Origin of the sequence: Pseudomonas sp. TWR1-1-4 (genome assembly GCF_049897165.1) — a bacterium.
GTDB classification, from domain to species: domain Bacteria; phylum Pseudomonadota; class Gammaproteobacteria; order Pseudomonadales; family Pseudomonadaceae; genus Aquipseudomonas; species Aquipseudomonas canadensis.
On sequence record NZ_JAFCVS010000001.1, the window covers coordinates 603035 to 627170 of the forward strand.

15 protein-coding genes are annotated in these 24136 nt (G+C 58.2%); 4 read left to right on the forward strand and 11 right to left on the reverse strand.

The window, feature by feature from the left end; genetic code table 11:
• Window positions 1-5 precede the first annotated feature (5 nt).
• The 4 genes from ACP7C6_RS02845 to ACP7C6_RS02860 all read right to left on the reverse strand — a co-directional run bounded on the left by ACP7C6_RS02845 (window position 6) and on the right by ACP7C6_RS02860 (window position 5733).
• Entirely contained in the window at window positions 6-1448 is a 1443-nt protein-coding gene (locus ACP7C6_RS02845; RefSeq protein ID WP_308907725.1) for a PPC domain-containing protein, read from the reverse strand.
• Between the two features lie 101 nt (window positions 1449-1549).
• Entirely contained in the window at window positions 1550-2611 is a 1062-nt protein-coding gene (locus ACP7C6_RS02850) for a lipocalin-like domain-containing protein (protein ID WP_426108230.1), read from the reverse strand.
• The gene (locus tag ACP7C6_RS02855; RefSeq protein WP_308907727.1) at window positions 2601-5063 is read right to left on the reverse strand and encodes an ABC transporter permease; all 2463 of its coding nucleotides are present in this window, start codon (window positions 5061-5063) and stop codon (window positions 2601-2603) included. The genes ACP7C6_RS02850 and ACP7C6_RS02855 overlap by 11 nt, the downstream gene beginning before the upstream one ends.
• A 1-nt stretch (window position 5064) precedes the next feature.
• A complete protein-coding gene (locus ACP7C6_RS02860) occupies window positions 5065-5733 on the reverse strand; it encodes an ABC transporter ATP-binding protein (RefSeq protein ID WP_028617016.1) in 669 nt (222 codons plus the stop codon).
• Between the two features lie 274 nt (window positions 5734-6007).
• Here ACP7C6_RS02860 and ACP7C6_RS02865 point away from each other — a divergent pair, with 274 nt between their 5' ends.
• The 3 genes from ACP7C6_RS02865 (at window position 6008) to ACP7C6_RS02875 (ending at window position 10035) form a co-directional block, all read left to right on the forward strand.
• A complete protein-coding gene (locus tag ACP7C6_RS02865) occupies window positions 6008-6682 on the forward strand; it encodes a histidine phosphatase family protein (protein WP_028617017.1) in 675 nt (224 codons plus the stop codon).
• Window positions 6683-6859: 177 nt separating this feature from the next.
• Window positions 6860-8515, forward strand: coding sequence for a lipid IV(A) 4-amino-4-deoxy-L-arabinosyltransferase (gene arnT, locus ACP7C6_RS02870; RefSeq protein ID WP_426108231.1), 1656 nt, complete (start codon window positions 6860-6862; stop codon window positions 8513-8515).
• On the forward strand, window positions 8515-10035 hold the full coding sequence (locus tag ACP7C6_RS02875; RefSeq protein ID WP_426108232.1) for an ArnT family glycosyltransferase: 1521 nt from the start codon (window positions 8515-8517) through the stop codon (window positions 10033-10035). The genes arnT and ACP7C6_RS02875 overlap by 1 nt, the downstream gene beginning before the upstream one ends.
• 9 nt (window positions 10036-10044) lie before the next feature.
• On the opposite strand, the gene ACP7C6_RS02880 is transcribed toward ACP7C6_RS02875, so the two are convergent.
• The 6 genes from ACP7C6_RS02880 to ACP7C6_RS02905 form a co-directional block, all read right to left on the reverse strand.
• Window positions 10045-10758 (reverse strand): AAA family ATPase, encoded by a 714-nt coding sequence (locus ACP7C6_RS02880; RefSeq protein WP_426108233.1) that lies wholly within the window; start codon window positions 10756-10758, stop codon window positions 10045-10047.
• Entirely contained in the window at window positions 10758-11501 is a 744-nt protein-coding gene (locus ACP7C6_RS02885) for an ABC transporter permease (protein WP_426108234.1), read from the reverse strand. The genes ACP7C6_RS02880 and ACP7C6_RS02885 overlap by 1 nt, the downstream gene beginning before the upstream one ends.
• Window positions 11502-11509: 8 nt before the next feature.
• On the reverse strand, window positions 11510-12703 hold the full coding sequence (locus ACP7C6_RS02890; protein WP_426108235.1) for a YcaO-like family protein: 1194 nt from the start codon (window positions 12701-12703) through the stop codon (window positions 11510-11512).
• On the reverse strand, window positions 12690-13496 hold the full coding sequence (locus ACP7C6_RS02895) for a SagB/ThcOx family dehydrogenase (RefSeq protein ID WP_426108236.1): 807 nt from the start codon (window positions 13494-13496) through the stop codon (window positions 12690-12692). Before ACP7C6_RS02895 ends, ACP7C6_RS02890 begins: the two co-directional genes overlap by 14 nt.
• Entirely contained in the window at window positions 13493-14350 is an 858-nt protein-coding gene (locus ACP7C6_RS02900; protein WP_426108237.1) for an McbB family protein, read from the reverse strand. The genes ACP7C6_RS02895 and ACP7C6_RS02900 overlap by 4 nt, the downstream gene beginning before the upstream one ends.
• Window positions 14351-15297: 947 nt before the next feature.
• Entirely contained in the window at window positions 15298-16227 is a 930-nt protein-coding gene (locus tag ACP7C6_RS02905) for an ATP-binding cassette domain-containing protein (protein WP_426108238.1), read from the reverse strand.
• Window positions 16228-16784: 557 nt separating this feature from the next.
• Here ACP7C6_RS02905 and ACP7C6_RS02910 point away from each other — a divergent pair.
• Window positions 16785-17093, forward strand: a complete 309-nt coding sequence (locus ACP7C6_RS02910; protein ID WP_028617021.1) for a DUF6124 family protein — start codon at window positions 16785-16787, stop codon at window positions 17091-17093.
• A 463-nt stretch (window positions 17094-17556) separates the two neighbouring features.
• Here ACP7C6_RS02910 and ACP7C6_RS02915 read toward each other — a convergent pair whose 3' ends face one another.
• Complete coding sequence (locus tag ACP7C6_RS02915) at window positions 17557-23766, reverse strand: amino acid adenylation domain-containing protein (protein WP_426108239.1); 6210 nt, start codon at window positions 23764-23766, stop codon at window positions 17557-17559.
• Window positions 23767-24136: the final 370 nt, after the last annotated feature.

Here is a 24136-nt window from a genome sequence, read left to right on the forward strand (position 1 = left end):
TTGAATCAGTGAACGATGTTCTGGGTGCAGATGTGCCCGAAGGTCACGTAAGGCACGTTCTCGCCACCCACGCCCACGCCAGGGAACTCGTCCAGCTCGATACGCCAGCCGCCGAAGTTGAAAGTGGTGTCCCAGGTGTAGGTGACGCCCGTGCTGCTGTCTGGATACTGCACACGGTTATCGCCGAAGCAGTCGCCGATACCGGAACTGGCCTGGGATGTGCCCGCACTGTTGGTGGTGGCCTTGAAGTCGGTCCAGTGGAACTCGGCACCGTCAAAGCGTTTGTCGATACGCAGAACCGGCGTAACGCCCAGCAGCGGTGCGCCCGTGGAGTCGGACCAATTGGTGGTCCAGTTCACCGTACGTCCCGCCTGGGTCGCCATCCAGAAAATCGACGCCGGTACACGCACGATATTGTCACCCTTCACATCAGACGTGTTCAGGCGCGGCGTAGAGCCCAGGCTCAACTGGTATTGTTTGGTCGAATCCTGAACCACGGCCGGATTGGCCCGCACACGCACCTTCACCGTGGTGCCCGGCGTGACACTCGGGTAGGTCGAGGTCGAGCCGGCAGGGATGGTGACCCAATTGACGCCGTCAAAACGATCGAAAATCCATTGGTTGCGGCTGCCGTTCGCGTCACCGGCCAGGTACATGCTCACGCTTTGGCCACGCACCGCCTTGAAGTCGAAGTAATCGACATCGTTGGCGTTGTCGAGGTTGCCGGTCACCTTGTTCATCGAGTCCGGCAGCACAAAGGCGGTTTGCGGCGTGTCATTGGGTTCATAGGCATCGACGTTGGTATCCACCGCCACGCCAAAGCTGAATTGCGAGCTGCTGGCGACCTTGGCGACCATGTACCAGTAGTAATCACCGGCCGGCAGCACGCCGTTGAGGTACTCGTCGGCATTGCCTGCGGCATCCGAGGAACCTACCACGCTCAGGTTGCCCTGGCCGTCGTCCTGGAACAGGGTCAGCGACATGTCGGTGCCCGCGCTCTGGTTGACCAGTTGCACCTGGACCCTCGCGTTTTCTGGCAGGTTGAAGTGATAAGCGAACTCTTCACCTTGAGCCACACCCGTGATGGTGTAGAGCGTGTTGATATCCAGGGTGGGGAACAGCGGGACGAAGGCCGCAACGGCAGCGCTCTTCAACTCGGCCTGGCCGGGCTTTTTCAACTCACCGACCACGGTGTTGAAAGGCGCGGATTTGACGGACTGCGTGACAGCCTTGGACTGACCGGTCTTGGCTGCCTTCAGCTTTTGCTTGAGGCTGGCCGGGACCTTCGCCGCGTCCAGCTTGCCGCCGGATTTCAGGGCTTTGTCCACGGCCTGCCTGACCACTTCGACATTGAGTTTCTGAGGGTATTGCTCGGCCAGGGCAAAGGCCGAAACGAAGCAGGAGGCCGCCATGGCCGCGCCCAGCATAAAGGCTTTTTTAGATTTCATTTTTTATCCATCCATAGTTAAAAACTGAAGGTCAGGTGACATCCGGTCACCTGGGATGGAATCTAGCCGCATACTGTATGCATGTCCAGTATTTTTATTTGCTAATACCCCGTCATTTCCAAATAGCCCACCCCACCGTCAAACCGTACCGGCCCTTCCCAGTACGGAATGCTCAGGTTCATCCAGGCGTTCGGGTTGACGGCTTGGGTGATGATATCCAACTGTTTGCCAGGGATTTTCAGCGACCAGCGCGTGGGAATCTTGCGCCCATCAATCGTGGTGGTTTCCAACGGTGTCAGTTGGATATCTGCGTTGTGCAGCGTTTGCGTCTGGCCTTGCGCGTCGATCCAGGTGCCCGTGAGATACCCAGCGCCGTCGGCTTGCCGTACCCGAAACAACATCAACTGCTCGCCCCGGTCCAGGTGCAGGGAAAACCAGTCCCAGCCGGTCTGGCCGGCGCTCAGCGGTTGGCTGCTCCACTCGCGGTCGAGCCAGGCCGGGCCGGTGACTTTATAGACCTCGCCATCGATAGTGACGCTACCACTGGCACTGAAAAACGGCTGGCTGTAGTAGTACGACGCTTGGCCCTGGTCGGACTTGCGGCTGTAGCCGTTGTCGCCCTGCAACACCAGTGAGCGACTGGACGTCAGGTGCAGGTCATAGGCGAATTGCGCACCACTGGCCTTGAGTTGCATGTCGGCCAAGCTGCTCGCGGCGCCGGGACGGGTGACAAAGTTCCAATCGTCGATCCAGGCGTTGAACGGCTGCGCCTGGGCCCCGGCCTGGCCCACGCCGCCGCGCGCAAAGCGTTCGGCGGCATAGTGGTGAGTGGCGGACGTCACGGCGGCGTGGCCAAGCCAGATTGTCGAATCACGCCAGCTCGCCTCGGTCGGCCCGGCCTTGCGCGCATTGCGGAACAACGTCCACTGCACGCCGAAGACATTGCCCTGCGCGTCCTTGAGGTTGGCGGTGACGTACCACCACTCGATACGAAAGCCCTGATGGGGGCCATGGTCCTCAGGAAAACTGAACACTTTGCCGGGCACCACTTGGGCAAAGTCCGCCGCGTCACTGCCCAGGCCGGCGAAGCTTTCCTGCGGCTCAGGGACTTTGTCACAAGCGACCAGTAAGCAGCACATCCACAACAGGCACTTAATCTTCATTGGCAAACGTCCTCAACAGATCCGCCGGACGGCTGCGATACAACTGCCACAACGGCCATGCCGAGGCCAGCAACGTCGCAACCATCGCCAACCCGAGCAATTGCGCGAGTTGCCACGGGAACACCTGCAACGGCAGGCGCCAACCGAAAGCCTGCACATTGATCACCGCGTCCAGGCACCAAGCCAACAGCAAGCCGAGCGGCAAGGCCAGGACCAGGGTAAGCACCGCCAACAGCCAGGTCTGGCCGAGATTGAGCAGCATCAATTGCCGGCGCGTGACGCCCAATGCCCACAGTGGTGCGAGCTGGCCCAGGCGACTCTGGCTCTGGGTCAACAGGCTGATGAACAGCGCCACGCCGGCCACGCCCAGCGTCAGGCTGTTCAGGGCAGCAGTGGCGGCGAAGGTACGTTCGAACACCTGGCTCGACCAGCCCTTGAGTTGCTGTTGATCGACGATACGGCTGTCGTCCAGGGCAAAGGCGCGCTGCACCTCACGGGTCAGCAACGCCACATCCGAAGGTGACACACGCAGGTTGAAACGCGCCGGAGACAGCGTCGGCCAATGGGTCAGCAGGTGCTTGGAATTGACCAACACATGGCCTTTGGGGTTGCCGTAATCGGCGTAGATCCCCACTATCTTTGGCGTCCAGGTGCCTTGAGGCGTGGGGATACTCAGGGTATCGCCCAACTTCACCGCCAGCCTGCGCGCCAGTTGCTCGCTGAGCATCAACGTGTCGCCTTGCTGCAGTTGATCCCACGGCTCGCTCGACGCCTCCAACAGCGGCCAATGCTGGCGATAAGTGGGGTCGTCGACCACGCCAAACACATCCGCCGGCCAGCCCTGCAACTGCACCGCAACCTGCCAGGTGGGCAGCACCGTCTGCACCAGCGGTTGTTGCGCCAACCAACGGCTCAGTTGCTGCGCCTGGGCCGGGTTTTGTGGGTTGAGGTACAACTCGGCGGTGAGACGCTGCTCCAACCAATTGTTGAAGGTATGACGAAACCCCGAGGTCATGGAGCCCGCCCCGATATTCGCGGCCAAGGCCAACAGCAGCGCCATCAGGGCCAGGCTCAACGCCGGCAATTGCTGACGGCAATCAGCGAGAAACCACTGGCCCAGCACCGAGCGGCTGCGTCCCAGAACAGCCTTGAGCAGGCCATTGAGCACCACCGGCAACCCCAGGGCCGCGCCGAGCAGCAACGCAGCCATCAGCACGAAGCCGGCAGCCAGGCTGTGACCGAACCACAGCGCCAGCACAGCGATTACCAACGCGGTACTGGCCACCCACCCTTGACGCCGCAACCAACGCCCATGGGCCTCATGCCAGGCCTGGGCATTGGCCAGCGCCAACAAGGGCAAGCGCGCCGCCCGCCACAGGCTGCTGGCACCGGCCAGCAACGCGCCGAGCAAACTCAAGCCCAACCCCGCGCCCCACCACCAAGGGCTCAGGCTCAATTGACCCGGCACCTCGGCACCATATAAACCACGCAGGCTGGCAGCGACATCGGGCAGCAACAGACTCGCCAGCAGGTAGCCGCTGGCCACGCCCAACACGCCCCCCAGCAACGAAAGCACGCCGAGTTCGACGCCCAGGCTGATAATCAACAGACGCACACTGACGCCGCAGGCGCGCAAGGTGCGCAACAGCCCGCGCCGTTGCTCCAGGGCAAGACCAATGGCGGCGTGCACGATAAACAACCCGACCACAAAGGACAGAAAGCCCAATGCATCGAGGTTCAGGTGAAAGCTTTCGGTAAGACGCGCAAGGTTATTGTCCTCGCCCTGCTTGAGTTGCAGCCCGGCGGGCGGCGTGGGCTGGCCAGCGGCGAAAGCCTTGTCCACTAACAGCCGCGACAGGCGATCAGGCATCTCCAGCACAGGCTGGGCAAAGCCGATATCGGTGAGCAACAATCCGGGGGCCATATCGGCCTGGGCTTGCAGCGGCGGCAGGGCGTGTCCGTTCAGGGTGATGGGCTGTTGACCTGCATGCAGCCCCAAGTCCTGCAAGGTCTGCGGCGCAATCCAGGTACGCCCCGGCGGATCGAAAAACGCCAGCATCTGCGCCTGGCTCATGCGCTGCCCCGCCACTGCGCCACTGCCCGGCAACGACAACGGGTCGATGCCCATCAATTGCAGGCGCACATGCTCCAGCCCCTTGAGTTGCACCCGCCCTTGAACCACCGGCGACACCGGCCATCCCGCGCGCCGCAACTGTGCAAATACGTCCTGTGGGAAGCTGGCGCCGTCCGGCGTGCCAAGACTGGCCTGGGGCTCGCCGCCGATCAAATGACTGGCGCGGGCATAGCTGTCCCGCGCCTGGCTGTTGAGGGCCTGCACGCCGATCAGCAACGCGGTGGCCAGCCACAAACCGGTGAGCACGCTGAAAAACTGCACGGGATGGCGCCGCCAATGGCTGAGCAGCGCACGCAAGGTCCAATAAAAAACCGCCATTTCAAACAGCGCTCGCCGGCACGACACGACCACGCTGCAGTACCACCTGCCGGTCCAGGCATGCGGCGATACGCGGGCTATGGGTGACCATCAACAAGCTGGTGGGGCTGTCACGCAGCAAGTCCAGCAGCAGTTGCAACACCTCGTCGCTGGTCGCTTCGTCCAGGTTGCCGGTGGGTTCGTCGGCCAATAGCAGGCCCGGCCGTGACGCCAATGCGCGCCCCACCGCGACCCGTTGCTGCTGGCCGCCGGAAAGCTGTTCCGGATAACGCTTGAGCAGATCGCCCAGGCCCAGACGCTCCACCAACTGTGCCTGCCAGTGCGGGTCAAACCGTCCTGCCAACCGCGCCTGGAACGCAAGGTTGTCCTCGACCCGCAGGCTGCTGATCAGGTTGAACTGCTGGAACACCAGCCCGATCTCCGTGCGCCGCCAGTGGGCCAGCTGCGCTTCGCTGAGTTGATCGAGACGCCGCTCGCCGACCTGGATGCTGCCCCCCTCCACCCGATCCAACCCGGCCACCAGGTGCAGCAAGGTGCTCTTGCCACTGCCCGACTCACCCATCAACGCCAGGCTGCTGCGCTCGGCCAGGTGCAGATCCACACCGGCCAACACCGCCAACGGTCCCTGGGGGGTGGCATAGCTTTTGAACACACCTTGCACCTGCAGCATGACGACACTCGTTTGAGGGGGGGCAATCGAGAATAACGGCTGCCGATCCCGGTCATGCAAATTTTTCACATCGATTTCACCGACTGCCCACCCACCCCTCTTTAAATTACCGGCCAAGCGTCACTTGTTGGCAACTTGTTAGTTGTCAAGCTTCACAACTTTTTACATGCAAAATGTTCAGCGAAAAGACAGCCGCCGTGTGACAGCCTCTTGTTCCATTACCGGCATTCGCCCACACGTTGCGCCTAATTAATAGAACATTGCCAACACTACCATGGTGAATAAAGTGGTTGACCTTACCCTGACCAAACCGCGCTCGCGATGGGCCTTTATCAGGCGCCTGCGACGGCTGTGGCTGGGCTTGTTCGTGGTGGGTTTGCTGCTTGCCGCCAGCCTGCTTTGGCACGCATCGCCAAAGGACCTCGGTATTGGCAATCGCCTGTTGACCTCCCACGTGCTGCCCCTCTGGCGTGACGGCGACCTGATCGTGCTGGTGCGTCATGAAGAGCGTTGCGACCGCTCGACCAACCCTTGCCTGGGCCCCGTGGAAGGCCTCACGATTCATGGCAGCCAACAGGCCGAAGAGCTCGGAAACGCCTTTAAATCATTGGGCATGGGCACAAGCGACGTACTTGCCAGCCCCACGATTCGCACTGCGCAGACCCTGCGTTTCATGTTCGGCAAAAACGAGTTGACCTCCGGCCAGCAGGCCGTCTGCGGCACGGCCATGGGCGAAGAATTGCTCAGTCATAAGGCCCCTGGACGCAACCTGGTGTTCGTCACCCACAGTGGCTGCATCGCCGACTTCGAAAAAGCCCAGGGTTTCCCCCATGCTGCGTTCCCCGAATACGGCAGCGCGTTGTTTGTGCAGACATTACCCAACGGTAAGTTGAAGATCCTGGGCATCGTCAATGGCCCGGACTGGCCCGCCGCATTGAAACAACTCTAGAAATATTCCTGTCCGTTTGTTCAGCAAAAAGACAGCCCTGTTCTGGCATGTTTAGTTGCGCCCTTTAACTAAGGACGTCATGAATATTTTCCGTCATTCAGTGAACATTGTGATTTGCTCTTCTATTACTTCATTACTTGAAATCCCCACAACTAAACGTCAGGGAGCGACGTTTGCATGACTCATTTAAAACCCCTGCCAATCTTATTACTGGCCTTTGTCGCGTTTTACCTGTTGCCCCTGGGCCTGCACGGCTTATGGATCCCGGACGAAACCCGCTACGCCCAGATCAGCCAGGAAATGCTCCAGAGCGGCAACTGGGTAGCGCCGCATTTCATGGGCATCCGCTATTTCGAAAAACCCGCTGGCGGCTATTGGTTGATCGCCTTGGGCCAGGCGGTGTTCGGTCAGAACCTGTTCGGTGTGCGCATCGCCTCGGCCCTTACTTCCGGCTTGAGCGTGCTGCTGGCCTACTTGATCGCCCGCCGCCTGTGGAATGACCCGCGCAAAAGCTTCGTCTGCGCCCTGCTCTACCTGAGCTTCGGTCTGGTGGCCGGTCAAGCGGGCTATTCCAACCTGGATCCGCAATTCACCCTGTGGGTCAACCTGAGCCTGGTAGCCCTGTGGTTTGCCCTCGACAGCCACACAGTGCGCGGTCGTCTGTGGGCCTGGGCCGTCGTGGGCCTGGCCTGCGCCCTGGGTTTCCTGACCAAGGGGTTCCTGGCCTTGGTTCTGCCGGTGTTGATCGCCGTGCCTTACATGCTCTGGCAACGCCGCCTGGGCGAACTGCTGCGCTATGGCCCGCTGGCCATGCTGGTGTGTTTGCTGGTGTGCCTGCCTTGGGCGTTGGCGATCCATCTGCAAGAACCGGACTTCTGGCGGTTCTTTTTCTGGAATGAACACATCCGCCGCTTCAGCGCCGACAACGCACAGCACGTGCGGCCGTGGTGGTTCTTCCTGCCGATCATCGCGGTGGCTTGCCTGCCCTGGGCTGGGCTGCTGCCGAACACCCTGCGCAAGACCTGGCAGGAAAAGCGCCAGCCGGCGATCGCTTTCCTGGCCCTGTGGCTGTTGTTGCCGCTGGGTTTCTTCAGCCTGAGCAACGGCAAGCTGCCGACCTACATCATGCCGTGCCTGCTGCCCCTGGCCTTGTTGATGGGGCATACGCTGGTCGGCCTGATCAACCAGCATAAAGCCCGCACGATCTGCCTCAATGGCCTGCTCAACTTCGTGATCGGCATGGCGGCCATGATCGTGCTGATCTACCTGCAAATCGCTCGACCGCTGTACAGCAACAGCCATGCGGAAATGTTCAGCCTGTCCCTGGCGTTTATCGTGTTGCTGGGGTGGATCCTCACCAACCTGCTACAAGCCTTCCGCCCGCTGACGCTGTGGGCGATGCCGGCCCTGGGCATCGGCTTGCTGGTGATCCTGCTGCCGGCAAGCATGCCGGAGTGGATCGCGGACAACGAAATGCCCGACCAGTTTGTGCTCGAACACTTGGAAGAACTGCAACAGACCCAAGCCCTGCTGAGCAATGAACTGGGGAATGCCAGTGCCTTGGCCTGGCGCCTGAAACGCCCGGAAGTCGCGTTGTATGACACCGAGGGCGAGCTGCGTTACGGCTTGCAGTACGCAGGGTCAGTGCAGCGCAAAGTGGGGTTGGACGACGTGCAGACCTGGCTCAAGGAAAAGCGCCAACAGGGCTCGGTCGGCGTGCTTCTGCGCGTCAACAGCACCAGTGAAATGCGCGAAGCCGGGCAACTGCCACCGGGTGGCAAACGCTACTACAAAGGCTCCCTCGAACTGATCATCTACCCGCAATCGCCTTGATGTCAGCTTTCTGGAAGACCGAACGCGGCGCCCTGCTGCTGTTGCTGGGCGTCACCGCCCTGCTTCTGCTGGCCGGTTTGGGCGCGCGCGACCTGTGGGGCCCGGAGACCCGATGGGCGAACATCGCCTTGCAGATGCTGCAGAGCGGTGACTATTTCGATCCCTACCTCAAGGGCGCGCCCTATTACGACAAACCCCTGCCCTCCTACTGGCTGATCACTGCCAGTGCCCACTTGCTGGGTGGCCTCGGTCCCTGGTCACTGCGCTTGCCGTCCGTGATCGGCGCCTGGCTGAGCGTGTGGCTGGTCTACCTGATCGGCGAACAGCTACTACGCAAGGGCACCGGGCTGATTGCCGGCTGGATGCTCGCCACCACCTTCTACTTCCTGTTCTGGGCGCGCGTGGCCACGGCGGACGTGCTGACGGTGTGTGGCGTGCTGGCGGCGGTCTGGTGGTACTGGCGCGGGCCGGAGGACACGCGGCTCGGTCGCTATACCGTGTTCTTCCTGCTGCTGGCCGTGACATCGCTGTTCAAAGGGCTGATCGGTTTTGTGCTGCCCGGCCTGGTGCTGCTACCGCACCTGCTGGCTGAACATCGCTACAAGCGCCACCTCAACCTGCGCCTGGTGTGTGCCTTGCTGATCGCTGCAGCGGTGTATGCCGTGCCCTTCGTGCTGTCCCATGTCTACGGCGCGCCCACCTATCGCGAAAGCGGCCTGGCGCTAGTGTTTCGCGAAAACGTGGTGCGGTTCTTCGATCCTTTCGACCACATGGGCCCGATCTACACCTACCTGATCTACCTGCCCGCCTACACCCTGCCCTGGGTGCCCTGCTGGCTGCTCGGTTTGTGGTTGGCGCTGCGGCACTGGCGCCAGACCCCGCCTAATGTGCGCTGGCTGGTGTGGGGCCTCGGTCTGTTGTTCGTGTTCTTTACCGCCAGCGGCAGCCGCCGCAGCTACTACGTACTGCCACTGGTGCCCTTCGCCCAATTGCTCGGCGCCTGGTGGGTCAGCGAACGCCTGCTGGCCAGGCCTGACAGCACACCGCGTTGGTTCAAAGGGTTCGCCATTGCCGCCACGCTGATGCTGTTGATACTCGGCGTGGTCTACCCCTGGAGCAACGGCAATGGCGGCGTGACGCGCTTTGCCGAGGACGTGCGAACCGAAGCGACGCAAAGCGCGCCGTGGGAGCAATGGCAACTCGTGCTGGTGGAAGCGGACAACAAAGTGCCGATGTACCTGCAAAACGGCGGCAAGCCGTTCTACTACGTGGCCGAGACCCAGGACTTCCCGCGCCAGGGCGATAGCGCGGCATTCCTGGTCTGGCTGGAAAAAACCAGCGGCAAGGCCTTCAATCCGCAACGCACGATCATTGTCGCGCAATACTCCAAGGACGATCCCGCGCCACTGGCTTATCTGGGTAAGGATCATCGGGTGATTGGCACCCAGCCGGATAATGGCGAGCGGCTTTTCCACAGGCGGGAGGATGGGAGCGTGGCGTTCATTCCCCTGCCTAAATAGAAGATGGTCTTATCCTTTTGGCAAACTGGCGGCGTGGATGAATGCCTCATCCAGGCTTTGCGCGTCGTAGGCGTCCATGAAGCCTTGGGCACCAGTGAAACGGTTGAATCGCCTTTGACTCAGCATGTAAAAGTCATCGCAATGGGCGACGATTTCATCGACGTTGTGCGATGAAACCAACACCGCGACCCCCTCTGCCGCTGCCCCCTCCAAACAACGCCAGATGTGATAACGAAACTCGGGATCCACACCCGCCGTGGGTTCATCCAGTATCACTAGGTCAGCGTTGGCGCAGAGCAGGGACAACGTAAAAAACCAACGCTTTTCCCCATAACTGCAGAGTGCGGATTTTTTGTTCCAGATCTCGCAGTAACGCTCTGCGATTCCGGGGCTCCACTTTTCGATCTTATCGAGAGCATGTTGTTGGGTGACCTTGGTGTCGGAGCAAAACAACATGGCCATTTTGAAGATGTCGAACATGCGAAATACAGGCGGCGTGCTGATGATCTGCGACAGGTACAGCAGCTTGGAGAAAGAGCTGTTCACCTCACCGCCCTCTATTTTCTTAAGGCCGCACAGCACATCAAAAAAAGTGGTCTTGCCGGAGCCGTTTGGGCCGAGAAGGCCTGATATGGAACCGGCAGCGACTGTCAGAGAAGCTTTATGAAATACGATATGAGTTCCATATCTGACATCAAGAGAATCTACGAAAAGCCTTGCCATCAATAACGACTCCAAATAGGATTAATCAATAAAAAACGACACATCACTAAGAACGAAAATAGAAGTGAAACAACAACAAACAAGAAAACCAAACCACACTCCACCACGCCGCCCAACATAATCCTGTTCGCCCACCACATCGGGTTAAAAAAACTGACCACAGCTAATGTGGGACTGGCTGAACTACTACTGACGATCCCAAGAGCCAACATCGTAAGGGACAAAATAGAAAATAGAGTACTTGCATTTTGAAAGCCTAGCGGGATCAGCGTCAGCAACAACGCAGGTATAGAGAAAACAAGAAAACAAACATAAAACCGCCCTACAATTACGAGATACTCCGCAATATCAAGCCCTCCTGTAAAAACGCGGGTGAGCATATAGAATACGGAGCAATACAATATTGAAACGGCTGAGTATGCAGAAAACTGTCCAACCAAGAATACAACCTTAGTACGATCCGTATAAACAAAAGACCGCAGGAAACCACTTTCCCTCCGGCCGACTATGTAAAATGCCAGCCCAAACAGCGCCACATTTGAGGACACAAATGCGTAAAACCATGAAGTGCTCGAAAGATAATCCACTGCTCCACCGCTCAGAGGGGCGCGCGCGTATGTAATCAAATAATAGGTAACCACTGGTGACACTACTGTCCAAAACAACGCAACAGGCTCTCTGATTTGTTCCTTTATGAATAACACCGCTAGCAAGGCCGGCCTTGACACATAATAAAAATCCATCATTCACCTCACGGAAATGGGACCATAACGCCTAGCCGAGCGCTAAGCACCGACAATTCAAAATCTTTGGAATACTTATTTATCAAGTTAAAATGCTTAGAGTTATTCATATGAAGAAACAGGTCAGGAGAAACAAACTTCACAAAGACTCCTGCCACCCCATCAACCTCTTCAAACTTTGAGTAAAAATAACCAGAAATATCTAACTTTTTCAGCGCCAACAAAAACCCAGGCAATGTAAAATCCTGTAGAGAACTTACCCCTCCACACTCCCGCACATTGACAATGTCTTGATAGGTCTCATAAGTATTGCAACTTAAAAAATAACGTATATATGAGTCCTCAAGCTTCTCCTCATCAGAGTCGGTTGCCTTGAACAAATTCATGAAGCGAAATGTCTGCCACAGTTCAAGCAGAGATTTTTCCAAAGCAATAGTCGTATTCGAAGAATAGGCCATACCAGCGCAATAATTCACATGACGATCAACTTTTCTCTGCCCATAAACAACCAACACGCAACACCCTGGAAACCTCGCATCAGATATATCTAAAAACGTCACACCCCCCGACATAGACAGAGCATCGTATAAATGCTTCACTTCCCGACTCACCAATAACTCCCTCACTTGTTTAGCAGGGATCCGCGAACGACACGTCTTCGTTAACCAGAATCTGATAAGAAATTGGCGCTCAAGGTATTCTTTTATCGCCCCTAGAAAGGCTATATCTGGGCACCAGTGGAAACTGCACCCACAGGTGTCCCGCAAAGGGTAGAGCCAGCCATCATCACCGACGCTATGGGACGAGAGCGAAATACAGGCAGTTGGAATAAAACACGCAGAGAAATCAGAGGCCCTTAGTACTTGACTTAAAGCGAACCGGTGCTCACCAACCTCTGCAAGGGAGGTCTTCTTATTCGCAGTCTGAGTAAATGCTTCCGCAAAACCAAGAGCTTCACTTTCTGATAAATATTTACTAAGACAACCACATTCTTTTGCCACAACTTCCCTGTAAAAATGACGGCGTTCGAAATACTCACCTGTAGCAGTTTTTATCGAATTCGAACCTCCCCCGACACCAGATCCATTAACTGAGAGGAAATCCGATATTTCTACCGAGCTTGGCAGGCCGAGGACGCCCGCAGGCTGAAAGAGGATTATTCCGGGTAAATCCGGATTATGCATACCATTAATAAGCTTCATGCTGCTTACCTATAAAATGAACGCACATTGGTAAAAACAGAGCGGGGTTAATTCCCAAAACCTTACACAGCATCAAGTCCGTATAAGCAGACCATAGCCGACATGACAGACCCAGCGACTTGGCTTGCAGCTCGACAAGCATGTAAATTGAACCAATCTCCATGAGGGCCATTCGATACGCACGATATCGATATTTGAAGAGATTTTTAGGCAAATAGACTGCGTAGACTATTGCCAAGCTGGGCGATCCAATTTTATTAGAAGAGAACAGCAGTGCCGCTTTCAGCTCCTCCACCTCAACTTGAATCTGCATCACCTCAAATTTTCGGGATTTTGGAAGCAAATGGAGTACTTTCCCTGGACAGGGCCAATTAGGATTATCATCAATCATCGAACAAAGAAAAACTTCAACCGGGTACAGTGCACCACCACTCGGATATCCTCTTTTGTAGGAGTCCAAATTCCTTGATAGTAATGGGCATATCAATTTTTCTACGTCTGAAAACTCTAATAAGAGAGGTGAGAAATACTCACATGACTCATTCCTGTACAATGTTTTTTCTCTGTCCTTCTGGGATATATTTATCTCCAGCGTCAGATCCATATCGGGATAAAGGGCCAATTCATTCCCAGTCAGTTGCTCAAGGTTTTTCTCATTCAATCGATGGAGAATTGTGCGGCCTTTAGTAGCCCCATGAAATGTAAAATTACCTTTATTATGAAACTCAAGCACCTCATCGTAAACTGATGACTCTACAAACCTAAGATAGTAATCATGCGGAATATTTTTCATTCACCCGCCCTCAAACAATCACACATATACCAGTGCGAATTAGACTCTTCTGAAACTCGACCGTCCATAAGTTGAAGATATGAGCTATGCAAAATATCATCCTGATATTTATGCATATCAATATGCTCCGTGAAAATCTTTACCTTTTTAATAACTGCACCAATAACGATCATTTCCTCATACAGACTGAGCACCTTAGCTGGCACACCTATATGTTTACTTTTACAAAACGCCAAAATACTGGCCCAATTATTCTTTGCAGTCTTAACCGACTGATTGTGAATAAGCCTGTCGACGCTACAAAAATGGCACGGATTACCTATTTCTGCGATATAAGGCTGACCGATGCAAAAAACACTGCCCATTTGCCAACAGACGCTAATGGCACTTTTAGGGGATGCACGTGCGAGAGCAAAATACAGTTTTTTAACATGTTCATAATCATATGCGTAGCACAGCAGCACGATGAAGCATCTAAAATTCCGCACTAACTCAACCAATTCACTTGAAAACGACTTAAACTCTAAATAATTAAAAACCTCACTCCTGAATAGATTTTCAACATCAACCCGACCTGCCCAATCATGAACAACTATCGTTTTCTCAAAATATATATCTTCAGCAGATTTTAGGGGAATCACTCTTTCCAGGAATGCGAAAGCATCACTTTGATTCAATCCATTTTCTGCTAACACCTCATCCACCTCAGCCTTCGTCATCAACTTCGATAGTTTTAGTTCCCGAAGAGCTTTTAACAACGACTGAGAATGAATCTTCGAAATTCCGAGTTCGGAAATTAGAAGACTCTCCGTTTCAAAATTTAAAATTTCATAATTGGGTATGATTATATTCATCGCACGATCTCCTGTAGAGGTTTTCTGGAAACCCAGAAAACCTCATTAGGTGAGTGAATAGTGAATTTACTCAACCGCCGATGGAGGCTCCATTATCGAGTTATGACAGCCCCCGCTTCCCCCATTACACCCGCCGCCCCCACCACATCCTCCGCTACCACCGCACCCACCTTGACTCCCTGACGCTCCGGCATTACCTGCGTATGGGTTGAATCCCTCCTCACTTTCGAAACTAAAAACGAACTCTCCAAACTCTTCGTTATTCATCTCAAATCTCCAGTTTCGGGCATGTATGGACTTTAGGTTGCTCACCATCGAGCAACGAAACCAAATCTAGTTGGACGGGAGAATATCGCAACAAAAATAAAAGTTTTACGTAGGAAATATAACTACTATCTTTCGGACATTTCACTCACAAACTTAGGCAAATCAACAATTGCCTAGAAGACCAGAAACACCGCCAACCCCGCATCAAAAAATCAATCCATGTAAATTTAATAAGTTAGGAACTATCGAACCTTTAAAAAAAACCAATGCGAATGCAGGCATTTTTTGCAAAACAAAACTTATTCCTACAGACTCGCAGAGAAAATCCGACAAGTGGCACTGCTTAGTGCTGAGGATGTGCGAACAGAGGAGGCCAAACGCGCATTGTGCAGTATCAACTGTGGTCGTGCCTTGGGGTGTGTGGGCAACGACCACCGGATAATCACTACCCAGCCGGATAATGGCGAACGGTGGTCTCACAAGCGTGGGGATGAAAGCGTGGCGTTTGTACCAGAGCGTCGATAGACAGAGATTTCACTTCTTCAACAGGTCGATCTTCTCCCGTGCCCCCTCATCAATTAGCCCGCGAAGCCTTTCAAACAAGGTGGGTCAGGCATGTCGAGATCCTCGAGAGGCGACGTGGCGGGTCAGTGTGATGGAGGTGCGCCCACGCCTGCAAATCAGCTCTGCGGATTGATCCCACTCTTGCGCGGCACATCGGCCTCGTCACTGCCCGCTCGCAAACCTGCCACCTGCTCCTGCACCGCCTGCGCCTCCGCCCGATTGCGGATAAACCCAGCACGGGTAAACCGCTCCAGGAACGGCACCGGCAGGGTTTTGTCCGGTATCACTGCCGGCTGCTCGGCCACATCACCGAACAGGGTATACGCGGCACTTGGCAAGTGCCGGGTGTTGAGGTCGCTGGTCAGCCGTCCTTCCTGCAACACAATCGCGCGGTTGGTGACCCGTTGCAGGTCGGACAGGCGCTGGGAAATGTAGAGGATCGCCACGCCCCGTGTGCGCTGGCTATCGATCAGGCCAAGCAGGCTTTCGGCGTCGGCTTCCGACAGGGCGGCGGTGGGTTCGTCGAGGATCAGGAATCGGGGTTTCTGGGCAAAGGCGCGGGCCAGCACCAGCAGTTGGCGGTCCGCCTGGCCGAGGCGTTCGACCGGGTGTTGCAGCGGCAGGTCCAGGCCCAGCCCGGCGGCGATGGCTTCGGCACGTTGCAGCAGGTTTTTGCGGTTGAGCAAGAAGTCGGCATCGGGTTGGCCCAGTTCATCGAGCAGCAGGTTCTCCGCCACACTCAGGCCGGGGGCGATCCCATCGTCGGGGCGTTGGTGCACCGCCACGATGCCGACCCGGCGCGCCGACAACGGTGAGGTGAAACGTTGGCGCTGGCCATCGACCCACAGCTCACCGGCGTCCGGCGCCAGGGTGCCGCTGAGGATCTTTACCAGGGTCGATTTTCCCGCCCCCGTGGCGCCGAGCAACGCCACGCCTTCGCCCGGATAAATATCCAGGCTGACCTGATCCAGCGCCCGTTGGGCACCAAAGGTTTTGCACAGGCCAAGCAGGCGAATCAGGAACTCGGGGGCAACGGGGTTGCTCATGGCTCATCTCTAAGGCGGAACGGTGACTCATTACAACGCTCTGCGGCGCTGATTTATTCCGAACAACAATGAGTTATGTCCCGAATTAAATGCATTACCTCATGAACAATCCAATAGCTGAATCGCATAGCCAAAATCTTTTGAGTTATAAGGCACTTGTCAGCAGTTTGATGAATGCTTTCAGCAGGGCAACCATCAATCCCACACGGGCCGCGGTAGAGTAGTGAGGGGTAGGACTGGTGGCATTTGGTCATGGTTTGTAAAGGGCCAGCAAGGCGTGTCGCTTTTAATTGCAGGACGTTTCCTAGACAATCCTCGCCGCCTTGTGCCTGCTGGGGTCGGTGGCTAGTCTTCGCTCCGTCACTGAACTTCAGTGATCGGGTTTAGCAGCCTGACTTCAATGGGCACACGGTTCACATCTGCGTTTATGGTGGCTGTGCGCGGGGCACCTTCGGGTGCGCTGGTTTTCCTATTGACCGGTCTGCTAACCCGCGTACAGCTGCCACCCGCGTTTAGCAGCGTCGGCGGTAGCTCCTTTACTCAATAGGAGTTGCACCATGAACAAAGCCCTACCCGACCCGCCCTGTGACCCCGCCAAAGACCGCGCCGCCTTCAACCGCGCCATTGACCATTACCTGCCTTCACAGGGTTTCCACGCCATCAACGAAGACCTCAGCTTCGAAGACGCCCTGCTCTACACCGCCAGTTTGCTCGACAGCGCTTCAGCGACTGCATTGGATTGCGGCGCGCTGCTGCCCAGCCCCGAGCGGGCCAAGATCCTGGCGGTGTGGCATTTACTCGAAATTGCCAAGACGACGGTGGATCGCTCCATCGCATGCTTGAAACCGTCGCCTACCCCTGCCTGAACGCGATCAAAAAATGTAGGAGCTGGCTTGCCGGCGATGGTCTTCAACGATGACGCGGGGAACCAGACAGAACGCGGCGTTCTCACGTTTTTCGCCGGCAAGCCGGCTCCTACAGAAAACGAAAAGCGTATCTACGATGCGAAGCGAGTCGCTCTTGATCTTGATTTTGATCTTAGGCGCCCCGTCAAACACGCTGGCCGAACGCAGGCTTGAATCCGTGGGTAACCCGGCAGGACGCCGGGTTAGCCGCGCTGGGCCAAGGATGGCCCATCGCGGCGGCCCACGGATTCAAGCCGGAGTGAGGGCACACCGAGCCTAAGCGAGGTGCCGAGTGTTGGGGCAAGAGCGTTTTGCTTACTTTTGCGCTCTATCAAAAGTGAGCCGCCGTAAGGGCGGAACCCATACCCGCCGTTACCGCAGCAATGGATATGTACACCACCAAACCAGCTCCCACAAAAACACATCAGATCCTGCGCCGCCGGTTGAGCTGGGGAATGGCCGCCTGAGGAACCTCCACCCGCTCCACCTGCGTCGCCGTCTGCTCCGCCAATTGCGCCAACGTCGGATGACTGAACAACGTCCGCGCATCCACCTCCAACCCCGCCTTGCGCATCCGCGCCACGAGATTCACCGCCAACAACGAATGCCCCCCCAACTCAAAGAAATGGTCATGCCGCCCCACCCGCGCAAGCTTCAACACCTCAGCCCAAATCCCAGCCATCAGCATCTCCACTTCCCCCACCGGCGCTTCATAAGCCCGACTCACCACCGACTCCAACCCCGGTTCCGGCAACGCCTTACGGTCAAGTTTTCCCGCAGGATTGAGCGGCAATTCATCCAACTGCACAAACGCCGCCGGCACCATGTACTCCGGCAACTGCTCCAGCACATGCGCGCGCAGGGCTTCCAGGCTCGGTGCCTCCCCACGCACAGAGAAATAGGCGACTAATCGCTCATCCCGAATCAACACCGCCACTTCCCGCAACGCCGGATGCGCCATCAACCTTGATTCAATTTCCCCCAACTCCAAGCGCACGCCGCGCAGTTTGACCTGGAAGTCATTACGCCCAAGGAACTCAAGGTTGCCGTCCGGCAGGTAACGCACCAGGTCGCCAGTCCGGTACAGCCGGTCGCCGTCAACAAACGGGCTGTCGATAAACCGTTCGGCGGTCATCTGCTCCAGCCCCAGGTAACCACGGGCCACGCCGACCCCGCCGATATGCAATTGGCCACTGACCCCCAGGGGCGTCGGCCTGTCATGTTCGTCCAGCACATACAGACGCGTGTTGTTGATCGCCCGGCCAATCGGCAGTTGCAGCGCAGGCACCGGCGCGTCGGGCTCCAGGGTCCAGGCGCTGCTGTCTACCGTGGCCTCGGTAGGTCCGTAGACGTTATGCAGGCGCACCTTGGGCAAGCGCGCCTGCACGCCACGGGCCAGGGCTTCGGTGAGTTCGCCGCCGCCACACAGCACGTCAGTAAGGCTGGTGCACAGGGCCGACTCTTCCAGTTCAAGAAACTGCTGGAGCATGGCCGGCACGAACTTGATCACGCTGATCTGCTGCTCGCGAATCACCTGCGCCAGGTACGCAGGCTCACGGTGACCATCAGGCCGGGCGAGCACCAACCGCATGCCGTTGGTGAGCGGCCAGAACAGCTCCCACACTGAGCCGTCGAAGCTGAAGGGCGCCCGTTGCAACAGGGCGCCGCCCTCGGCGTTGGGGCACAACTGCGAGCCCCAGTGCATCAGGTTACCGAGGCCCCGGTGCTCGATCATCACGCCTTTGGGCGTGCCGGTGGAGCCCGAGGTGTACATCACGTAGGCCAGGTTGGCGACGCTCAAGCCCGGCACCAACGGATTGTCGATGGGTGCCTGGCTCCAGGCGCAGTGGTCGAAGTCGATCACCGGGATCGACACATCACCCGGCAAGTCGCGGGTTGCCGCGTGCACAAGCAGTGCAACCGGTTGGCTGTCGTGGAGCATGTAGGCCAGGCGCTCGCGCGGGTAGCCAGGGTCCAGCGGCACATAGGCGCCGCCGGCCTTTAGGATCGCCAGCAAACCCACCACCAGATCCAGCCCGCGCTCGACGCACAGCGCCACGCGGGAATCCGGCTGCACCCCGCGTTCGCGCAGGTGGAAGGCCAGTTGATTGGCGCGTTCGTTAAGCTCGCGGTAGGTCAGTTGCCGCTCGCCGGCCTGCACCGCCACGGCGTGGGGAATATGCCGCGCGTGGGCTTCGAACAGCGCCTGCACGGTGAGGGTTTCGGGGTATGCGGTTTCAGTGGCGTTGAAGTCCACCAGCAAGGTGTTCAACTCGCGGGCGGGCAGAACCTGAATTTCACACAGTGGCGTTTGCGGTGCCTGCTCCAGCGTGTCCGCCAGGTTGACCAGCACGGTTTCGAGGTAATCCAACAAGCGCTCGGCGCCGACCTGGCGCGGGGCCTTGGCCTTGATCCGAAAGCCGCTGGCGATGTCGTCCACGGTCAGCATCAGCGGGTAACTGAGGATGTCTTCACTGCTGAGCAAGGCGATGCCCGGCACCAGGATCAGGTCACGATCGGCGTCGGTGTGGCGGTAGTTGAGCAGGCTGTTGAAGAGTGGCGATGCACTGCTGCAACGCTGGGCCAACGCCAGCGATGCCTGTTCATGGGCGAGCAAGGCGCTGAGCCGAGCGTGGGTATCGATCAGCGCATTGGCGACGTTTTTCCCGGCCAGGCGCACTCGCAGCGGCAAGGTGTTGATGAACATGCCCAGGGCCCGATCAGCGCCCTCGCCCGCCTGCAAACGGCCGAGCAAAACCGTGCCGAACACCACGTCATCGCGGCCCGCTACGCGGCTGAGCACCTGGGCCCAGGCCAGATGGAACAGGCTGGCCGCGCTCACGCCCAACCCGCGCGCCTGGGCACGCAGGCGCTGATTGAGCCGGTCGCTCAGTGCGCGTTCGGCTTCACCGGTGTGCGCCCGATCCGCCTGGCGTTCCTGAAGCCCGAAGGCCAGCGTCGGCTCGTCGATATCACCCAGTTGCTCGCGAAAGAACGCCTCATGCCCTGCCTGACGTGCCGGCGAACGGGCTTGCGTCACCACATTGCGATATGGCACCGGCACCGGCAGTTGTGCCTGCTGGCCGAGTAAATGGGCACGGAGTTCCTGCATCAGGATCGTGGTGGACGTAGCATCGTTGACCAAGTGATGGAAGCGCAGACGAGCGATCCAGCGTTGGTGCTGCGGTTCTTCGGCATAGTCCAGGGCCATGAGTGGCGCCTGGCGCAAATCCAGCGGTAAATAGTCCTCGCGCAACGGTTCAACACGTAACAGCGCCTCGCGCCACACCACTTGCATCGGCTGCTCCAGGGCATCCCATACCAGGCTGGTGCGCAGGATATCGTGGCGATTGATCACCTGTTGCAGGGCCTGGGCAAACGCGTCCAACTGCTCACGCCGGGCAAAACTGAACAACGCTTGTTGCTGGTACGGATCACGCTCGTCGGTGATGTGGTGGTAGAGCAAGCCCTCCTGCAGCGGCGCCAGCGGGTAGACGTCCTGCACGTTGGCCGCGCCGCCGGGAATGCTCGCGACAATGCGCGCCAGGCTCGCCGGATCCAGTTCGGCCAGGTGAGGTTCGTCCACCTCGCCGTATTCACTGGCCGCCGCCAAGGCTGCCAGGGTCGGCTGGCCGAACAGCACCTGCACATCGGCACGCAGCCCGACCTGGCGCATGCGCTGCACCAATTGCACGGCCAGCAACGAATGCCCGCCGAGTTCGAAAAAGTGGTCGTGGCGCCCGATCTGCTGCACGTGCAACAGCTCGGCCCAGAGTTGCGCCAACAGGGATTCCACCCCGGCGTGCGGGGCTTCATACACGCGCGTGACAAAGGCATCCTGGGTCGGCGCCGGCAACGCCTTGCGGTCGAGTTTGCCGTTGGCGGTCAGGGGCAGCGCGTCCAGTTGCGTGTAGGCGGCGGGCAGCATGTAATCGGGCAGCGAGGCCTGCAGGTGGGTGCGCAGGGCTTCGATCTGCACCGCTTCGCGGGGGACGAACCAGGCGAGCAATTGCCCATCGCGTGACTGCACCACCGCCTCCTGCACGTGCGGATGAGTGGCCAGGGCGGATTCGATTTCGCCCAGTTCGATGCGCATGCCACGGATTTTCACTTGGTCGTCGTTGCGCCCCAGGTATTCAAGGTTACCCTCCGGCAGCCAGCGCGCGAGATCGCCGGTGCGGTACATGCGGCCTTCGATAAACGGGTCGTCGAGGAAGCGTTCGGCATTGAGCTCGGGGCGGTTGAGGTAGCCCCGTGCGACACCTTTGCCGCCGACGTACAGCTCCCCCGGTACACCGATGGGCACCGGGCGTTGCTGTTCATCCAGCAAATACACTGTCGCATTGGCGATGGGCGCGCCGATGTGCAGCGGCTGGCCCACTTCCATGGGACCGGAGGTGGCGACCACCGTGGCTTCGGTGGGGCCGTAGTTGTTGATCACCGCAAAGGACTGCGCCTGGGTAAAAGACCGCAATCGGTCGCCGCCGATCAGCAGGGTGCGCAGGGTCGGATGTTGCAGGCCTTGGCTGAAAGCGTACTCGGCCACGGGCGTCGGCAGGAAGCCTACTTGCAGCGGCTGCGCTCGCCACCAGCTGAGCAGCGCGTCGATATCTTCGGCGCCGTCATGAGCCGGCGGCAGGTGCACGGTGGCGCCCACGCACAGCGCAGGCCAGATTTCCCAGGCCATCGCGTCAAACCCGAAGCCGGCGACACTGGCGGTGTGGCTGCCGGCGCGCAGGTCAAAGGCCTGGCAATGCCAGTCCACCAGGTTCGAGACGGTGTGATGCTCGACCATCACGCCCTTGGGCAGGCCGGTGGAGCCTGAGGTGTAGATCACATAGGCGAGGTTGGTGGCGCTGACCGGCACGCGGGGGTTGGTGCCCAGGTGGAAGGTCGGGCGATCCAGCTGGATCACTGGCACCTCCAGCGCAGGCAAACGCGTCAGCAGATCGTGCTGGGTGAGCACCACCACCGGATCGCTGTCTTGCAGCAAATAGCTCAGGCGCTCGGCGGGATGGGCCGGGTCTACGGGTACGTAGCAGGCGCCGGATTTCAGGGTCGCCAGCAACCCCACCAGCGTCTCCAACCCGCGCCGCGCCAGGATCACCACGCGGTCGTCCGGCTGTACACCACGCTCCAGCAGTTGATGGGCCAGCGCATTGGCCTGCTGGTTGAGCTGCGCGTAGCTCAACTGCCGGCCTTGGTACACCGCCGCCACGGCGTCCGGCGTGCGTGCGGCCTGGGCTTCGACGCGGCCGTGCAGGGTTTGCACCGGCGCGTTGGCCTGGGCGGTGGCGTTCCAGAGTTGCAGCTGGGCCTGTTCGGCGGGCGTCACCAGGGAGAAGTCACTGATCTTCAGCGCGACGTCCTCCAACCCTTGCTCCAGCAGCCAGGTAAAGCGCTGCGCCAGGGCGAGTACTTCATCGTGCTGGAAGTAAGCTTCGTTGTAGACGCAATGCAGGCACGCGGTGTCCTGGTAACGGTTGCTGCGCAGGTGGATCGCCAGCGGCAACGGCTCATGATGGTTGGACACCTTGACCGCACGGGCCTCAGTGGTGCCGTAGCGCAGTTCATGATCGTCCTGTTCGAAGGACACCGACAGGTCGAACAACTGACCGCGATCGGTGCGGCGCAAGCCCAGCTCACGGTTCATCTCGCTCAGGGGAAAACGTTGGTGGCGGAAGTCCTGCTTCAGCTGGTCGCGAACCCCACGGACTAAAGCGCTGAACGGCAGCTGCTCATCGAACTGCAAACGCACGGCGCTGACCTGGGTGAACAGCCCGACGGTGGAACGAAAACGCGCATTGGAGCGGTTAAGAATCGGCAGCCCCACCACCCATTCCGGGCGCTGGGCGGTGCGGGTGAAATACACATACATCGCCGCCAGCAGTACATGAAATGCCGAGGACTGGTAACGGTTCGCCACTTGTTCCATGCGGTTGAGCAGCGCCACCGGAAACGCTTGGGCCAGGGTATTGCTGGACGCCTTGGCATTATTCCGCGGCGTCAGCAATGGTTCCGGCAGCACCTGGTATTTGCCCAGCCAATACCCACGGTCGCGGGCATAGCGGGCCGAGGCGTGATAGCGCTCATCCGCGTCAATAAAGTCGATGTAGGACGGCGCAAGCAGCTCCGGTTGCCGAGCTTGTTGCAGGTCGGTGTACAGCCGGGCCAGGGATTGCAGCATCTGGCCGAAGCCCCAGCCGTCGAGGATCAGGTGGTGGGCCTGGGTGCCGAGGCGGTAGTGGTCGTCGTCGAGTTTGACCAGAAAGAAGCGAAACAGCGGCGCGCCCTGCAGGGTGAATGGCCAGGCCATTTGTGCCTGCATCAGCGCATGGCTTGCAGCCTTTGGATCAGGCTCGCCGGAAACATCATGCAGGGCCATGTCGACAGACACCGTGGTAGCGAAGGTCTGCCGAGGCAAACCGTTGGCGTCGGTGTGCAGTTGCGTGCGTAACGCATCGTGCTTGAGCACCAGCAACTCGATGGCGCGCTGCATCAGGCCTTGCGCGATGGGGCCGGCAAAATCCACATAGCCGCCGATGTTGTACAGCGGCGAATCGCCCACGCGCAGTTGGTCGAGCCAGATGTCCTGTTGGGCGGCGGTGAGGGGGAAGCTGGAGGAATGCTTCATAAGATCCTTCTCATGGGGTTCAGGCACTGGCCGCGCAGGGAGGCCCATTACGACGAATAGGCCGGATTGGAGCATGAGGGACCGAGGCTGTCTGACACCCTAAACCCGGACATCCAAATGGATAGATTGAGCTTGGCTGAAGGTTCACTGCTGAAACGATTAAAGCTGTGTAGGAAATTGGCTACACCTGGCCGCTGTAAGTATTCATTGATAGTTTTTAAAAATAATTATTTTTCGTTATTTATCAATTTGTTAAATAAATATAAACGTCTCTTCTGATTTATTTCGGCCGGAATTGCCTCTCAGAAACGTCGAATTAATGACGTGGTTTTTATGGCAGGTTGTGTCCCTCGTTTCAGCTACATACGTA

Coding starts and splice junctions, on each gene's coding strand:
- ACP7C6_RS02845 (WP_308907725.1), bottom strand. CDS start 1,448: ATGAAATCTAAAAAAGCCTTTATGCTGGGCGCGGCCATGGCGGCCTCC.
- ACP7C6_RS02850 (WP_426108230.1), bottom strand. CDS start 2,611: ATGAAGATTAAGTGCCTGTTGTGGATGTGCTGCTTACTGGTCGCTTGT.
- ACP7C6_RS02855 (WP_308907727.1), bottom strand. CDS start 5,063: ATGGCGGTTTTTTATTGGACCTTGCGTGCGCTGCTCAGCCATTGGCGG.
- ACP7C6_RS02860 (WP_028617016.1), bottom strand. CDS start 5,733: ATGCTGCAGGTGCAAGGTGTGTTCAAAAGCTATGCCACCCCCCAGGGA.
- ACP7C6_RS02865 (WP_028617017.1), top strand. CDS start 6,008: ATGGTGAATAAAGTGGTTGACCTTACCCTGACCAAACCGCGCTCGCGA.
- arnT (WP_426108231.1), top strand. CDS start 6,860: ATGACTCATTTAAAACCCCTGCCAATCTTATTACTGGCCTTTGTCGCG.
- ACP7C6_RS02875 (WP_426108232.1), top strand. CDS start 8,515: ATGTCAGCTTTCTGGAAGACCGAACGCGGCGCCCTGCTGCTGTTGCTG.
- ACP7C6_RS02880 (WP_426108233.1), bottom strand. CDS start 10,758: ATGGCAAGGCTTTTCGTAGATTCTCTTGATGTCAGATATGGAACTCAT.
- ACP7C6_RS02885 (WP_426108234.1), bottom strand. CDS start 11,501: ATGGATTTTTATTATGTGTCAAGGCCGGCCTTGCTAGCGGTGTTATTC.
- ACP7C6_RS02890 (WP_426108235.1), bottom strand. CDS start 12,703: ATGAAGCTTATTAATGGTATGCATAATCCGGATTTACCCGGAATAATC.
- ACP7C6_RS02895 (WP_426108236.1), bottom strand. CDS start 13,496: ATGAAAAATATTCCGCATGATTACTATCTTAGGTTTGTAGAGTCATCA.
- ACP7C6_RS02900 (WP_426108237.1), bottom strand. CDS start 14,350: ATGAATATAATCATACCCAATTATGAAATTTTAAATTTTGAAACGGAG.
- ACP7C6_RS02905 (WP_426108238.1), bottom strand. CDS start 16,227: ATGAGCAACCCCGTTGCCCCCGAGTTCCTGATTCGCCTGCTTGGCCTG.
- ACP7C6_RS02910 (WP_028617021.1), top strand. CDS start 16,785: ATGAACAAAGCCCTACCCGACCCGCCCTGTGACCCCGCCAAAGACCGC.
- ACP7C6_RS02915 (WP_426108239.1), bottom strand. CDS start 23,766: ATGAAGCATTCCTCCAGCTTCCCCCTCACCGCCGCCCAACAGGACATC.